Genomic DNA, 15444 nt, shown 5'->3' with positions numbered 1-15444 from the left:
AAGTATACTGGAAAACCGCACTGATTATCACTTTAACGTCGGTTTCTGAGTAGCTGCGACTAGTTTTTGCGCATCGGGAAGCGCAAAATTATGCCAGCTAGCGGCAGTATTTTATAAGCTGCTGGCTGGTAGCTGGCGTGCTAATTATGCAAGATTTCCGAAAGATTCCGTACCAACTCGTGCCCCAGCCAGCCGTTCCTTTGTAGTGTAATTCCGCGCCCCGATTTATCATAGGAGTAGGTGCCGGAACTCTACTTTGTTGCTATCCCATCATGGAACCTACTACGAAAACCGAAACCCTCGATATTGAAGGCATGACCTGCGCTTCGTGCGCGGCCTTCGTGGAAAAATCGTTGACCCGCACCCCCGGCGTACAACGGGCCGTGGTCAATTTCGCCACCGAAAAAGCCACTATAGACTATGTACCTACGCAAGCCAGCCCCACTTCCCTAAAAGAAGCCGTGGTAAACGCCGGTTATGGCGTGATAGAGCGTGTTCCCGATACTAGCGCGGCCGAGCGCAACGCAGAAATCGACCGTCAGAAAGCCCTGGCCTATCTGAAGCTCAAGCAGCGCTTCTGGGTGGCCGCGGGCTTGGCCCTCCTGATTATGCCGCTGAGCATGCTGATGCTGTGGCCCGCGCTGATGCAACAGGTCAACATGCAGTGGCTCAACTACAGCTTGTTGCTGCTTACCCTGCCCGTGCTGTTCTACAGCGGCCGGGAGTTTTATAGCTCGGCCTGGAATGGCTTCAAGCACCGGGCCGCCAACATGGACACGCTTATTGCGGTAGGCACTGGCGCAGCTTTTCTGTATAGCCTCGCGGCCACCATCGTGCCTGGTTTCTTTATGCGCCGCGGCATCATGCCCGAAGTGTATTATGACACCACCGCCACCATTATTGCCCTGATTCTGCTGGGTAAAGTGCTGGAGCTGCGGGCTAAGACCCAGACTTCGGCCGCTATCCGGGCGCTAATAGGGTTGCAGGCCAAAACAGCCTGCGTCGTGCGCCCCGGCGGTCAGGAAGTGGATGTGCCCATCGAACAGGTACAGCTAGGCGACCTGATAGTGGTGCGCCCCGGCGAGAAAGTAGCCACCGATGGCCTCGTTACGGAAGGGCACTCGGCCGTAGACGAGGCCATGCTCACGGGGGAGAGCCTGCCCGTGGACAAGAAACCCGGCGACGCGGTGTTCGGAGCCACCCTCAATAAAACGGGTTCCTTTCGTTTTCAAGTCACCAAAGTGGGGGCCGATACCATGCTTGCCCAGATTGTGAAGCTGGTAGAGGACGCCCAAGGTAGCCGCGCCCCCATCCAACGCCTGGCCGACAAGGTAAGCGCCATCTTCGTGCCCACGGTGGTAGTTATTGCTATCCTGACGTTCGTGGTTTGGTTCGATTTGGCGCCAGTGGAGGCGCGCTTGCCGTTGGCGCTGGTCAATTTCGTGGCCGTACTCATCATTGCCTGTCCGTGTGCGCTTGGTCTGGCCACGCCCACGGCTATCATGGTAGCTACCGGCAAGGGAGCCGAGCACGGCGTGTTAATTCGGAATGCGGAAGCCTTGGAAAAGGCGCATCAGGTGAACACGGTGCTGCTAGACAAAACCGGCACCATCACCCGTGGCGAGCCAGCCGTAACGGATTTCGTGCCCGCGGCCGGTCAGGATGCCACTGCGCTACTAGAACTGGTAGCAGCCGTTGAGCGTCAATCGGAGCACCCGCTGGCGGAAGCCGTAGTGCGTTATGCTGAGACCCAGCAAGTGGCCGCTCTGCCAGCTACTGCGTTCCGGGCGGTGGAAGGCAAAGGAGCGGTTGCTACCATTAGCGGGCAAGCTGTACTTGTTGGCAACTTGCGCTTGCTGAACGAAGCCGGCGTGCGCCTAACGCCAGCGCTAGAACAGCAGGCGCAACAGTTGTTGGCGCAAGCTAAAACCGTGCTTTACGTGGCTACCGAAGGTCAGGCCGCCGGTCTGATAGGGGTGGCCGATACGGTGCGCGAAAGCTCTGCGGCGGCCATCCAGCGGTTGCAAGCCATGGGTATTGAAGTGGTCATGATGACCGGCGACAACCCGCAAACTGCCGCCCAGGTGGCCGGCCAGGTCGGGATTAAGCGCTACTTCGCGGAGGTGCTGCCCCAAGACAAAGCCAGCAAAGTGAAAGAGCTGCAAGCCGAGGGTCGCACCGTCGCCATGGTCGGCGACGGTATCAACGATGCACCCGCGCTGGCCCAGGCCGATATCGGGTTAGCCATGGGCGCTGGTACCGACGTCGCCATGGAAGCCGCCGGCATCACCCTGATGCGCTCTGATCTGAGCGGGGTAGTTACGGCCATTGAGCTGTCGCGCCAAACGATTCGTACCATCAAGCAAAACCTGTTTTTCGCTTTTATCTACAACACGCTGGGCATTCCCGTGGCCGCTGGGCTGCTGTATCCGTTCTTCGGCATCCTACTTTCGCCCATGCTGGCAGCCGGAGCCATGGCGTTAAGCTCGGTGTCGGTGCTTACCAACTCGCTGCGTCTGCGTTCGTTTTCTCACCGCTAATCACCCTCACCGCTATGGATGCTCCCGAAATTATCGTTACCCTGGCGGGCCTCGCGTTGGCAGCCTTTGTGGTCTGGTACTTCTTCTTTTCCACTCGGCAAGTGGTTAGCGCCGTCTCCTCTTCCGGTGGCGTGCAAGAAGTGGCCATCAATGTGAAAGGCGGCTACACGCCCGACGTCATAGAGGTGGAGTGTGGCAAGCCCGTGCAGCTACACTTCTACCGCGACGAAGAAAATAGCTGCTCCGAGGAAGTGCTGTTTCCCGACTTCAGCGTCCGCCGCGAACTGCCGGCCTTCAAAACGACGCTGGTGGAACTACTGCCCGAAAAAGTCGGCACGTATGCTTTCACCTGCGGTATGGGCATGCTGCGCGGTAGCTTAGTAGTGAAATAAAACTGGCGTCCAATGAAAAACGACTTGAGTGCTGCGCACATCCTGCCCCCACCCGGAACTCACCGGCTGCTGATAAAAAACATGGTGTGCCCGCAGTGCGTTCGGGTGGTGGGAGAGGAGCTAGCCACGCTGGGCTTGCAGGTGCACCGCGTGGCCTTGGGTGAGGCCGACGTTTCCAGCCCTAATGGGGCGCCGCCGGATTTGGAAAGCATAGCGGGCAGCTTGCAGAAGCAGGGCTTTGCCTTGCTCGTTGACCCGCAAGAGCAGCTGGTTGAGCGCATCAAAACCTTGGTCGTGGCGCTTATTCACTACCCGCCGCCCGGGCCACGCCTCCTCAACTATTCGGCGTACTTGTCCGAGCAGCTAGGCCGCGACTATCACTACCTCTCGCACCTATTCTCCACCCACGAAGGCCTGACCATCGAGAAGTTCATCATCCGGCAGAAAGTGGAACGAGCGAAAGAATTGATTGGCTACGACGAGCTGAGCATGACTGAAATTGCGCAGCAGCTAAGCTACAGCAGTCCGGCCCATTTGTCGCGGCAGTTCCGGCAGGTAACCGGCCTAACCCCCACGGAATTTCAAAAGCTGGGCCCGGCTAGCCACGCCCGTCGCAGCCTAGATGCGCTAATTTAACAAGCTCGCTCGGAAGGAGGAGAGGAGCCTTCAGCTTCAATTACGATGACGCGAGCGGTGGGCACTATGAGAGCAATGAGCTACTGGGGTTGGCGCATAAATCTGGTGATGTTCCGCTTGGTTTGTCAATCTTTTGCCTCTGCTTGGATTGGCGAGGGCATAGAGAAGTAAAAAGCTGCGCGCGCAAGCAATGGTGGTTGTTGGAATGTTTTATATACATTTGCGTAGTTAACAACATTTGTATATGATTGAATCTGAAACCATCGGCCAGCGATTTGTTCAGCTTATTTCTCATTTGGGAATATCGAAAAATGCCTTTGCGTCTTCGATAGGCAAAACTGCTACTGTAATCCAACACCTTGTTGATGAACGTAATAAGCCCGGGTTTGACCTTTTGAGTTCTGTGTTTAAAGTATATCCAAATGTATCAAGAGACTGGCTTATGTTAGGCGCTGGGCCTATGATACTTTCAGATACTTCCCTGCCCACAGCCGCCCCCGTTACTGCTAGCTCTGCCAAAGCGAAAAGTCCCGTGCCCGTGCCGGACGCAGCAGGAGCTGCTGCCGAGAGTAGAGATACCGAACCAGTTTCTGCGCCCAGCAGCCAGGCACCCATAACCAGCTCTCCGGCAACACTGCAAGAACCCGCCACGCCTGCCGCTCCTGAGGCCACGGTTCCTGCTTCTGTATCCGTTGTTCCTACTCCCGAAGTGGCTTTACCAGCAGCATCTACACCACCACCGGCTCCGGTAGCTGCTTCCGTTCCTGCTGAAGCCGCGTGGCAGCCGGCTCTCTACACCCAGCAAATGGCGCATCAGCTTGCTATGGCTGAGCTGCGCAATCAGCATTTGCAAGAACAGCAGCGCCTCATGCAGCAAATGCTAGACCTTATGCAGCGGCAGTTGTCGCCAAGGTAGCACACTATTAATGAGCGTTAGACAATAAGAAAGCCCCGGCGCCACTCCTGTGGCGCCGGGGCTTTTGACTGTATAGCCAGGCACAATGCGGCCCGCTAACTCACGCTAGTGCTGAAACACTTCTATGCCTAGCTCTTCGGCTTCCATTAGGTTCTGCGGGTTCACAGCTGTCAGGCGCAAGCGCTTCAACTCGCCCACCAGCAGTGGGTCATACTTGGCCGTCACGCGGATGTAATTCGGCGTGAAGCCTTCCATCTGGCCGTTGGTCACGTCGTCTTCGAAAAGCACGGCTGTTGCAAGGCCTATTTGCTGTTCGTAGAAATGGCGCTTCTTCTTCTCCGAGAGGCTACGCAGCTGAGTGGTACGCTCATGACGGTGACGGTCCTGCACGCGGCCAGGCAGGGTGGGGGCTAGCGTGTTTTCGCGCTCGGAGTACGGGAAGACGTGCAGGTAGCTTACGTCCAGCTCGTTCAGAAACGCATAGGTTTCCAAGAAGTCAGCTTCAGTCTCGCCCGGAAAACCCACTATTACATCCACCCCAATGCAGGCGTGCGGCATCACTTCTTTGATTAAGCGCACCCGCTCCACGTACAGTTCGCGGCGGTAGCGGCGGCGCATCAGTCCCAAAATCTTGTTGGAGCCTGACTGCAAGGGAATGTGGAAATGCGGCATAAAACGCTTGGAACGCGCCACAAACCGGATAATCTCATCCGACAGTAAATTGGGCTCACAGCTGCTGATACGAAACCGCTCAATGCCTTCCACCTCGTCCAGAGCCTGCACCAAGTCGTAGAAGTTTTCTTTCCGCTCCCGTTCCGGCCCCTGCAAGCCAAAGTCGCCCAGGTTCACGCCCGTCAGCACGATTTCCTTGACCCCGGTTTCGGCTAACTTTTGCACCCGCTCTACCACACTCTGCACCGAGTCGGAGCGGCTGTTGCCGCGGGCCAACGGTATGGTGCAAAACGAGCAGGAGTAGTCGCAGCCATCCTGCACCTTCAGGAAGGTGCGGGTCCGGTCGCCGAAGGAGTGGGCGGCGTGGAATTCAGTGGCTGCTGAAATAGGGGAGGCGTACACCCGGCCCGGCGAGCCCGCCTCCGGCTTGCGGAAGCCCGCCAGCGTCTCTACCAACTGAAACTTTTCGGCGGCGCCCAGCACGGCATGCACCCCCGGGATGCTGGCAATTTCCTGAGGCTTCAGCTGCGCATAGCAGCCCACCACCGTCACGAAGGCTTCCGGATTGTGCTTCAGCGCTTCCTTCACCACCTTCCGGCACTTCCGGTCGGCGTGGTCGGTGACCGAGCAGGTATTGATGACGTAAATGTCGGCCGCGTCTTCGAAGGCTACTTTTTCGAAGCCGTGCTCCTCAAACTGCCGACCAATGGCCGACGTTTCCGAGAAGTTGAGCTTACAGCCCAACGTATAAAAGGCAACTTTTCTGGTTTCCACGGATTTTCACGAACAAGACCGCAAAGATACAACAGCGCTACGAGCAATAGTTAGTTGCGCGTGAAGTTGCGCTACTTAGCTGGGCTAGTAGGAGCAGACAGCTGCGCACGGACTAGTTGCATCAGGGCAGGCAGGTTGCTGTGGTCTAGTTCGTAACTTGTCAGAAATAGGCGCCACGAGCCGCCATTATCCCGGCGGAACGCGGCGGGCAGCTTGTGTTGAATCAACTCCGGGTGTTTTTTGCGCAGTTCGTCGCGGTGCATAAACGTGGACTGCACCGGCAACTGCGCTACAAATTCCTTCCAGTCGGGGCGCATCCCGCGGGGGCCGTACGTTGTGGCGCACAACGAGCAAGTGTAGGTGGCCGGCGAGAGGGTTTTATGGAAGAAGTCCACGGCGGCGTTCAGCAATCCGCTGTCGGCATTATAAACAAAGAGCAACTCGGTCATGAATAGAAACGCTAAGCGTTTCCAATTTACTACCGGTTTGGGTATGCTATCAAGTACTCCTTGCGTTGCTAGTGTTGAATGCGCTTGTTGGAAGCTGTTGGAGCCAGCTTCAAGTACGTTGGCTGGTCGCGGTCAGCAGTGAGCTTGCCGCCTTGGTAGTGTAGCTCCACCACCTGAATCAAGCTCCGCTTGGCATCCAGCCCGCCCGTAGCGGCGGCAGCGGTTTGGGTGCGGCCTGGATGAGTGAAATAGAATAAATAGGCCCGGTCGCCCTGCACGACTACATCCGGATGGCCGCCAATAGCTTGGTCAAACGGCCCCTGCCCAGGAAGTTCGAGGAGGCGTCCGGGCTGGGGCTGCCACTGCTTTAGGTCCGTGGAGCTGTACACGCCCAAGCCTTTCCATTTGTCAATAATCATCCAGTAGCGGCCCTGCCACTGAAATACCTTGGGGCCTTCGCCCCGCTCGGTTAGCGCTTTGCCTTTGTCTTGCCAGTTGTAGAGGTCTGGGCTATCGGCGTAATAAATGCTCTTGCCGTCCCGCTCGTTGTTGTACCACATGCGCCAGGTGCCGTCGGGTAGGCGGTACACGCTGGCATCAATTACTTTGTCGGTAGTTAGCGCCAAGCTCGATTCGTATTTCCAATTCAGCAAATCTGGGCTGGTAAGGTGCAGGATACTGCGCGGGTGATTCCAATCGGTGAAAATGCCGGGCACATAGGTCAGAAACATATGGTAAGTGCCGTTGGCTTCCACCACATCGGGGGCCCAGTGCGTGTACTGCGAGGTAGGCCGGTAGTTGATGTTCGCCGTGTCGCGGTAACGCCAGGTGGCGCCGCCGTCCGCCGATTCGGCAATACCGATGCGCGTGCCGTGCACCCACGTTACCCCGGTGGCCGTGGTGTCGGTGGCCCGGCGGTTGGTATAAAACATAAACCATTTCTTCTCCTTCTTATTCCAGATAAGAACCGGATCGGCGGCACCATCAAAGATAGGGTCCCGAAACAAGGGCTTGGGGGCTAGCTTGCCAGCAGGTTTTTGTTGTGCCTGCGTGGCAATAGAAATTAAAATCAGAAACAGCAAACAGCGTAGGCGAAAAAGCATCTCCACTTATATTGACGGGTAAACTAGGTTAGCATGGATAGGTCACTGCGGCCCAGTGCTGGAAAGAACTTGCTTTTAGGGGAAGCCTCTATCCTGTGCTCTCCTGCGATACGGCTCTGCTTTCAAGCTTTATTACAACTGCCGGTGATAGTGCGTTGAAACTAGAAGCCCCCGGCTGACTTGTCGCAGCCACTCCTAAGCTAGAAGCGCGTGCCCGGCTACGGGTGGTCTGCTAGCAGCAACCAGCCTACGTAAAGAACTTTGCAACACGCCTTGGATGCAGACAACGCCGTAAGCCTCAGCCAAGAGCTACTTCGCCAAATAGTCTGAGTACGTCAACTGCTCGTACGCTTGGCCTTGCTGAAGCTGCGCGTCGGTTACGCCGGCACCCCGGCTCATTTCGCGGCGAGAAACGTTATCGAAAATAACAACACCCTTTGGCGTGAAGAAGCCAAAACCATCGGTGTAACAGTAGAACGCCGAAGGCTGAGCTACCGGGCGGAGCAGGTCGCGGCTCCAGCGGTAGGCGGTGGCGGGTAGTTGCAACTGCGCCAAGAGAGTGGCCGCCACATCGGTTTGGGAGCCTAATGCGGTTATCACGCGGCCGCGCGCTTCTGGGCGTAGCGCTCCGCCCGCCAATATCAACGGAATGCGGAATTTAGCGGGGTCTTCCACCGAATTGCCGCCCGGCAGCCCATGGCCGTGGTCGGCTGCCAACACGAGCAACGTATTATCATACCAGGGCTGGCGGCGGGCCTCCTGTAGAAAGCGGCCCAAGGCCCAATCGGTGTAGTAAACTGAATTGCGGAAAAGCGCCGTTTCATCGGAACCCGGAAACTTGCTTGGAATGGGTATCTCGAAGGGTTCGTGGCTACTCAGCGTGAAAATGGTGCTGAAGAAGGGCTGTTGTTGGGTTTTGAAATCTTGCAGTACCCGCTCGAACAGGATATGGTCGTGGGCACCCCATTTCGAGTTTTGCTGGCTTTTAGGAAAATCGCCCCGCTCCGTAAACCGTTCGTAGCCGGCCGTTACGAGGTAGCTCTTCATATTGGCAAAGGCCAGTTCGCCGCCGTAGTAGTAGGAGGAGTGATACCCGGCCGGTTTCAACGACTGACACAGATGCGCCAACCGTTCCGTTTTGCGAGGGTACTTTATGATGCTGTTATTCGGCTGGTTCGGGAAGCCTGAGAGCAATGCCACCAGGCCCTTCTGGCTCCGGTCGCCGGCCGCAACTATATTGTTGAACACCACCCCTGTGCGAGCGAGGCTGTCCAGGTTGGGTGTTACGCCAACTTCGCCGCCTACACTCCCTATCAACTTGGAAGTGAAGCTTTCCAGGATAACAAACAGCACGTTGGGCCGAGGACTGCGTAGCAGCGCATGGGTGGCCGAATCAGAGGCCGGACTGATGTAGGTGTACAGCGGTTGTACTAGGCGGGTAGCAGTGGAATCGGGTAGGAACTGGTAGCGGCTGGTGTTGGTATCGCGCAAGCGCCAGGAATTGGCTACGTTCCAGGGTAGGTTTACGGCGGCGTGGTTGGCAAACAGGATAGAAGAAAAGTATACGTCGCTCTGGTTGATGGGAATCTGCTGCAAGCCCCCTCGCAAGGGTACCACCAGCAACGCAGTATACAACAGACCGGCCAGCGCTGCCCGGCCCCGGCCAATGTGGCTAGGGAGGGCGGGTATTTTTCCTATTATCTTGTTGTATAGCACGATGCCAGCCGCCGCCAGCCCAAGTAAGCATAGCCCAAGCTGCATTACCGGCGCGCTGCCCGCCGAGGCGGCCATTTCAGTGGGAGAATCCAAATATTGCAGTGGCGTAGCATCCAACCGAAACCCCCAAACTCGGTAGAGTTCCAAGTCGGCTACGCTCAGCAACGCCACCAGCAGACCCACCACGGCAGTGTAGCCCTTAACCAGAAACGCAAACGGAAAGCGCCGGCCTAACAGGCTACCTAGTATGAAAACCACAAACGGCACAACACTTAAGTAAGCTGTAGCGGAAGCATCGAGCCGTAGCCCATAGGCAAATATGCCCGCAAGAGTGCTGCCAGATAAGGATGTGGTTTTCGAGAAGTGATACAGTAGAAATAGCGCCTTGGCTGCCACAAAGAAGGCTAGCCAGAACAAGAAATAACGCCACTGAAAGTCAAATCGGTTTTTCACGCCGCAAAGGTAATGCCGACGACCCAGCATTTGGGCGGAACTACGTGCGGTAACGGAGTGGAAGTGTCGAGCTTGATGAAGTGACCACTGACTCACTTTTACTTGCTGACCACGCTATTGTCTGTTTACCCTGTTCGCTGAAATTTTCCTTAAAATTCTATGTGTCCAGCTGTTTTGAAAGGGGGGTGGGCAGAAAAACTAATCATATTTGAAAAATAACTTCAATAATTCAGAGGGGTGCGTTTGGAAAAGCAAAAAATGCGCTTCACATTTGCCATCATCAAAAACGCTCATTCTAACCCTCTCACCCTTACATGGCAATTCTTCGCTTCAAAGCACTCGAGTTAGTTGACCAGCGTAAACCGCTGATAATAGAGGGCAATGGAGAGCGTCGCTCTGACACATTCGGTAAAAACGTCTTCAATCTTGAAGCTATGCGGGCTACAATGCCCGGAGAGTATTTCAAGAAACTGCAAGCCGCCATCAAGCAAAGCTCACCCGTAGAGCACAGTGTAGCCGATGCCGTGGCTTCAGCCATGAAAACCTGGGCCATGGCCAAAGGTGCGACGCACTACACCCACTGGTTTCAGCCGCTGACGGGCGCTACTGCCGAGAAGCACGATTCGTTCTTTGACTTGAATTCGGACGGCCGTCCGATCGAGAATTTCAAGGGCTCAGCGCTGGTACAGCAAGAGCCAGATGCCTCTTCGTTCCCGAACGGAGGTATTCGCAACACCTTCGAGGCGCGTGGCTACACGGCTTGGGACCCCACTTCGCCTGCTTTCATCATTGAAACGGCTGGTGCCAAAACGCTGTGTATCCCCACCATCTTTGTGGCCTACACCGGCGAAGCCCTAGACTACAAAGCGCCATTGCTTAAGTCGCTGGCCGCTTTGGAAAGAGCAGCCGTTGATGTATGTCATTACTTTGATAAAGATGTAAACCGCGTGCACACCACGCTGGGTATCGAGCAGGAGTACTTCCTAGTTGACAAGGCATTGTACGCAGCTCGTCCCGACCTCGTAATGACCGGTCGCACGCTGTTTGGCCACGCTCCGGCTAAAGGCCAGCAGCTGGAAGACCACTACTTCGGCTCTATTCCAGCTCGGGTACATGCTTTCATGCTGGACTTCGAAGAAGAGTCAACCAAGCTAGGTATTCCGTTGCGTACCCGTCATAACGAAGTAGCTCCGCACCAGTTCGAGTGCGCGCCTACCTTCGAAGACGCCAATCTAGCTGTCGACCACAACCAACTCCTGATGGATATCATGGAGCGGACGGCTGACCGCCACAACTTCCGGGCGCTGCTACACGAAAAGCCATTCGCCGGTGTGAACGGCTCGGGCAAGCACAACAACTGGGCAATGAGCACCGATACGGGTGTGAATTTGCTCGCCCCTGGTCGCCGGCCCAAAGAAAACCTCCAGTTCCTGGCGTTTTTCATCAGCACAATCAAGGCTGTGCATACCTACGGTGACTTGCTGCGTTCTAGCATTGCCTCCGCCTCCAATGACCACCGCCTTGGCGCCAACGAAGCACCTCCAGCTATCATGTCGGTGTTTGTGGGCTCTATGCTGGATTCGGTACTAGACGAGTTGGAGCGCACAGCGAAACTGCCGCTCGACAAAGGTGACAATATCTACTTGAAGCTTGGTATCGACAAGATTCCAGCCATCCTGCTAGACAATACCGACCGTAACCGTACATCGCCTTTCGCCTTCACCGGCAACAAGTTCGAGCTGCGTGCCGTAGGATCATCGGCAAACTGCTCGTCGGCCATGACGACGCTTAATGCCATTGTAGCAGAGCAACTGATCGACTTCAAAACGTCAGTTGACAGGCTCATCGAGCAAGGCAAGAAAAAAGAGGTAGCTATTGTAGAGGTGCTGCGGGAGTACGTGATCAGCTCGAAGAACATCCGTTTTGAAGGAAACGGCTACTCTGACGAGTGGAAAGAAGAGGCCGCCAAGCGGGGTCTGGCCAATGTACCCACAACTCCACAAGCATTAGATGCGCTGGTAACGGAAGAAGCATTATCTTTGTTCGAGCGCCACCACATCTTCTCGCACGTTGAGCTCCACGCTCGGCACGAAATTCTGCTGGAGGAGTACATCAAGAAGATTCAAATTGAAAGCCGCGTAATGGGTGATTTGGCCATAAACCACATCATTCCTACTGCGGTAGCCTACCAAACCAAGTTAATCAACAACGTACGGGGCCTGCGCGAACTAGGACTCGACGATGCCGATTCACAGGTAACCGTAGATACTATCAAAACTATTTCGCGTCACATTACCATCATTAAAACCACTGTGGATGAGATGGTAAATGCTCGTAAAGTAGCCAACAAGATTGACGATACCCGCGAACGGGCACTAGCCTATTGCGACAACGTCAGAGCACATTTCGACACCATTCGCCGCTCCGCCGACAAGCTGGAGTTGCTGGTGGCCGATGAGGACTGGCCCCTGGTAAAGTACCGCGAACTTTTGTTCCGGCACTAAACTAGGGTCAGAATCGGGCCGGAGTTGGGTGGGAATTTTCTCCGCGCATCGATTTCAAAAAAGCCGTTTCCGGGTGGGGGCGGCTTTTTTTGTTGCCTGAATTTTAGGTCCTAGTAAAAAGGCCTTCTGCAATACGCAGAAGGCCTTTTCTATTAAGCCACGCTAGGTTACAGAACCTAGGCGCGCATTTCCGAGGCCGTCAAGGTATCATCCTACGTACACCTTGGGAGCAGCAAAGCGCTGAAATTTCGGGATAGGACCTGCCCATTAGCGCCATCGATACCGCCATGCGCGCGGTTTACGAGGCGACTACCACTATGCGCAACAACGTGTGCATCGGCCGCGTGATGAACTTAGAGCATCTAGTGGCGCTCATCGGCTTCGGCCTCCCTGAGTATCAGATTCCTGAAGAACTCCTGCCGATAGCCCCACGTGGACAAGCGCGAATACGGATTCCTAAAGGGGCTCTACGTCAAGTATCCCGCCTCAATCGACGACCTCTTGGATGAGTTCTGTCGCTACTATGCGCCTCACCTGAAAAAGGAAGTGGAGTTTCTTAGTGATGAGGAATGGTAATGCCCGATAGCCGGATAGTGCTTATACCCTCAACGAGCAGTTCGTATGGGGCCTGCGGGCTCGGGGGCTGGCGTTTGCGTCTCTTTGCCCTGGGGCGTATCCCTGACCACTCTACACGCTATCAGCTCGCCCAGGCTCTGCTGGCCGAGCGGGACCCTGAGCTGTTGAGGATGCTCTTCAACAAGGTGAACTGCAAGGATGTGGTACAAGACATGCTGCTGGCTCCGGTAAGCCAGGATAATAAAGGCCGTATTATGAAAGTGAAGGTTAGTGAGCGTAACAAGAACTTTCCGGCGCACCATACATCCAGTTCACAGACAACCTGGACCTACATATGCTCTCCTGTGGCACTGACGTCATCAACGCCAGTATCGACTACAGTGGCCTACTCGTCGTGTAATGCTGGTCTTAAAGCACCTAATAAAAAGGCCCTGTGCAATCCGCACGAGGGCCCTTTTATTAGGTGTTCAGCAACTGATTATTCGTAAGCTTGGAGCTCGTACGAAATCATGGTTCCTTTCGGCAGCTTCGGAATCAGGACTCCGAATAAGAGATTGGTTGGGCTTAACGTAGGACTGTCTGCTAAGCGAGCAGAATACGTGTACCCATCCCGACAGTCCTGCGTTACCTGTTGCGAGGTCACGCTGATCCCGCCCGAGCGGTGGGACACGCCCCCAACCAGCGTATAAAGAGCGAAATCAATGTTCAGCCCTTGTAATTGGTCGGCCGGAACAATAGCAGTTAGTTCCGCTAGAGAATTTACCTGAAAAGCCCTGGTCTCTAGTCGTGTATTGGCTTGCGGAGTGAAGTGAACGGGGGCTATTTCCTGGGTGGTCACGGCTTGTATTTCTTCCGGGGCACATGCTACATAAGGTGACTCCTTTTCGCATTGGAAGCAGCAAAGCAGGGGGCTAAGCACGAATAGGGTCAAGCGGATAATGCGATTCATGTGGTTGGAGTAAAAGCGTGGAATAGGTCGTAACACAAGTTGTTGGAGGTAGGAGTCACAGGGGCCGCGCAAGGTTGCATTCTCCCCGGCTATAGCAACCTGCCAAGGCTTACCTAGGTGAACTCAACGGCGTCGCTCCAGCAAGACTATTGGATCATTATGGTAGGTGGTACGGGCAACTTCCTGGAAGTTGAATTTGCCAGCTAGGCGCAGAGAGGCCGCGTTACCTGGGTCGATAATGCACGTGATGCGCTCGGCGCCAAGGTGCGTATCAGCCCAATGCAGTGCAGCTTGCAATGCCTGACTAGCGTATCCTTTGCCGTGCACGCGTGGCGTCAGCACCCAGCCGGCCTCGGGCGTGCCGCTGATGGAGGGCGTGAGTTCACGCTGAAAGTCGAAGAACCCAATAGTGCCGATATAGCGGCCGGTGATCTTCTCTTCAATAGCCCACGAACCATACCCCAGCATGGCCCAGTGACCGAGCTGACCCAGTAGACGGCGCCATACCTCCTCGTGGGAGTGGGGCTTGTTGCCTAGGAAGCGGTAAAAGGCAGGCTCAGCGTGCATGGTCACGGCATCGGCCAAGTCGTTGGGGTGGGGACCTCGGAGTAGCAAGTCAGGCGTTTCCAGTAGTGGTACTACGGAAACTGGAGTAGCCCGCAGGCTTAGGGGAAGCTTCATAGAAGCAAAATAGTAAAATGCTCTCTGCTTATGTTACCCACTTCACCGACAACGTGAACTTGCACCTACTCAGCTGCGATACGGACGTTATCAATACCACACCCGACTATAGTAACCTGCGGGTAGTCTAACTTTTCTTTAAGGGGCCGAAACGGTAACGCAACTCCAATTGCATATTGGCGTTCGGCTGAAAACCGAGAAAAGCATAATGAAGACTGGATAGCACTTCAGTGGCTAGTTCTACGTTTGAGGTTAGCTTGTAGCGCAGGCCCGCTCCAAAGGTTAGGGGTTTATTCAAGGCAGAAGAGTTCTCACTAGAGGATAAGATTACAGTATCGACGCTGTCTTTTGATACTCCAGAACTACGTATTCTAGTGCTGATTAACGTAACGCCCAGCAGCACATCCACTTGTAAGCGCCGCGTTACATCCCGCGTCAAGGTAGAGCGCAGGAGCAGAGGCACCACTACAATTCGGTTACGGTAGGTGGTGGCAACATATGTTGTTTTTCCTTTTCTGGGGTCAAGGCCGCTGCCAACATAGGAGTAGTTGCTGCTACGGCTCTGTTCGTACGCCGTAACTCTTGCCTGCAGCGCCCAGTCAGGTTTTATTGCAATGCCAACAGCCAGGGACGGGGAGAAGCTAAAAGGCTCGCGGATATACCCTCCTCCCCACCTTAGATAATAAGAGCCCAGATTAGCTCCCACTCCTACATAGAAGGGGTGGTAAGTGGTAGGAGCAATGTCCTGCGCTTGGCTGGCTAGCGGGACTATACAGGCTGCCAAGCAGCATAGCAATGTGATGTGCACGGGATACGATAGAAGAGATAGGTAAGATGGAAAACAAGATAAATGAAATATAGAGGATAGTCTGATGTATCTGGCTGAACTGAAACTCATCTGGTAGCTGACTATTATCCAAGTCCTAGAGATACCACCGAATTCGATGTTGGTTGGACTTGAACCGGTTGACGGTGTCGGGCAACGGTAAGCTGCTGGATTAGGAAGGCTTCGCTGTTGCAGGCCTCGTGCATGAGAGCGAGTACATGATTCCGGAGTGAATGCGCGCCTACCCCCAAAGGAAT

The 15444-nt window shown here is 55.1% G+C and carries 12 protein-coding genes; 5 read left to right on the top strand and 7 right to left on the bottom strand.

Going from position 1 to position 15444, the window contains the following annotated elements:
- Positions 1-272 precede the first annotated feature (272 nt).
- The 4 genes from MTX78_RS12230 (at position 273) to MTX78_RS12215 (ending at position 4484) form a co-directional block, all read left to right on the top strand.
- On the top strand, positions 273-2540 hold the full coding sequence (locus MTX78_RS12230) for a heavy metal translocating P-type ATPase (protein WP_243794326.1): 2268 nt from the start codon (positions 273-275) through the stop codon (positions 2538-2540).
- 14 nt (positions 2541-2554) lie between these two features.
- Positions 2555-2932 carry a cupredoxin domain-containing protein gene (locus tag MTX78_RS12225; RefSeq protein WP_243794313.1) on the top strand — a complete coding sequence of 126 codons (378 nt, stop codon included), beginning with the start codon at positions 2555-2557 and terminating at the stop codon, positions 2930-2932.
- A gap of 12 nt (positions 2933-2944) precedes the next feature.
- On the top strand, positions 2945-3568 hold the full coding sequence (locus tag MTX78_RS12220) for a helix-turn-helix domain-containing protein (protein WP_243794311.1): 624 nt from the start codon (positions 2945-2947) through the stop codon (positions 3566-3568).
- A 460-nt stretch (positions 3569-4028) separates the two neighbouring features.
- A complete protein-coding gene (locus tag MTX78_RS12215) occupies positions 4029-4484 on the top strand; it encodes a hypothetical protein (RefSeq protein ID WP_243794308.1) in 456 nt (151 codons plus the stop codon).
- Between the two features lie 105 nt (positions 4485-4589).
- Here the strand turns inward: MTX78_RS12215 and mtaB are convergent, their stop codons facing one another.
- From mtaB to MTX78_RS12195, 4 genes are all read right to left on the bottom strand, one after another.
- Entirely contained in the window at positions 4590-5930 is a 1341-nt protein-coding gene (gene mtaB, locus MTX78_RS12210) for a tRNA (N(6)-L-threonylcarbamoyladenosine(37)-C(2))-methylthiotransferase MtaB (RefSeq protein ID WP_243794306.1), read from the bottom strand.
- Between the two features lie 71 nt (positions 5931-6001).
- Complete coding sequence (locus MTX78_RS12205) at positions 6002-6379, bottom strand: hypothetical protein (RefSeq protein ID WP_243794304.1); 378 nt, start codon at positions 6377-6379, stop codon at positions 6002-6004.
- A gap of 68 nt (positions 6380-6447) precedes the next feature.
- Entirely contained in the window at positions 6448-7482 is a 1035-nt protein-coding gene (locus MTX78_RS12200; protein WP_243794291.1) for a glycoside hydrolase family protein, read from the bottom strand.
- A 309-nt stretch (positions 7483-7791) separates the two neighbouring features.
- Positions 7792-9651, bottom strand: a complete 1860-nt coding sequence (locus MTX78_RS12195) for an LTA synthase family protein (protein ID WP_243794284.1) — start codon at positions 9649-9651, stop codon at positions 7792-7794.
- 314 nt (positions 9652-9965) lie between these two features.
- Between MTX78_RS12195 and MTX78_RS12190 the strand changes: the two genes are divergently transcribed.
- On the top strand, positions 9966-12155 hold the full coding sequence (locus MTX78_RS12190; RefSeq protein ID WP_243794281.1) for a glutamine synthetase III family protein: 2190 nt from the start codon (positions 9966-9968) through the stop codon (positions 12153-12155).
- Positions 12156-13209: 1054 nt separating this feature from the next.
- On the opposite strand, the gene MTX78_RS12185 is transcribed toward MTX78_RS12190, so the two are convergent.
- The 3 genes from MTX78_RS12185 to MTX78_RS12175 all read right to left on the bottom strand — a co-directional run bounded on the left by MTX78_RS12185 (position 13210) and on the right by MTX78_RS12175 (position 15259).
- Positions 13210-13680 carry a hypothetical protein gene (locus MTX78_RS12185; protein ID WP_243794279.1) on the bottom strand — a complete coding sequence of 157 codons (471 nt, stop codon included), beginning with the start codon at positions 13678-13680 and terminating at the stop codon, positions 13210-13212.
- 123 nt (positions 13681-13803) lie between these two features.
- Positions 13804-14361 carry a GNAT family N-acetyltransferase gene (locus MTX78_RS12180; protein ID WP_243794276.1) on the bottom strand — a complete coding sequence of 186 codons (558 nt, stop codon included), beginning with the start codon at positions 14359-14361 and terminating at the stop codon, positions 13804-13806.
- Between the two features lie 127 nt (positions 14362-14488).
- Positions 14489-15259 (bottom strand): outer membrane beta-barrel protein, encoded by a 771-nt coding sequence (locus tag MTX78_RS12175; RefSeq protein WP_243794274.1) that lies wholly within the window; start codon positions 15257-15259, stop codon positions 14489-14491.
- Positions 15260-15444 lie beyond the last annotated feature (185 nt).

This window comes from Hymenobacter tibetensis (assembly GCF_022827545.1).
Lineage (GTDB): Bacteria > Bacteroidota > Bacteroidia > Cytophagales > Hymenobacteraceae > Hymenobacter > Hymenobacter tibetensis.
The sequence above is the reverse complement of the archived record's forward strand: the minus strand, read 5'-3'. Positions and strand labels throughout refer to the sequence as shown.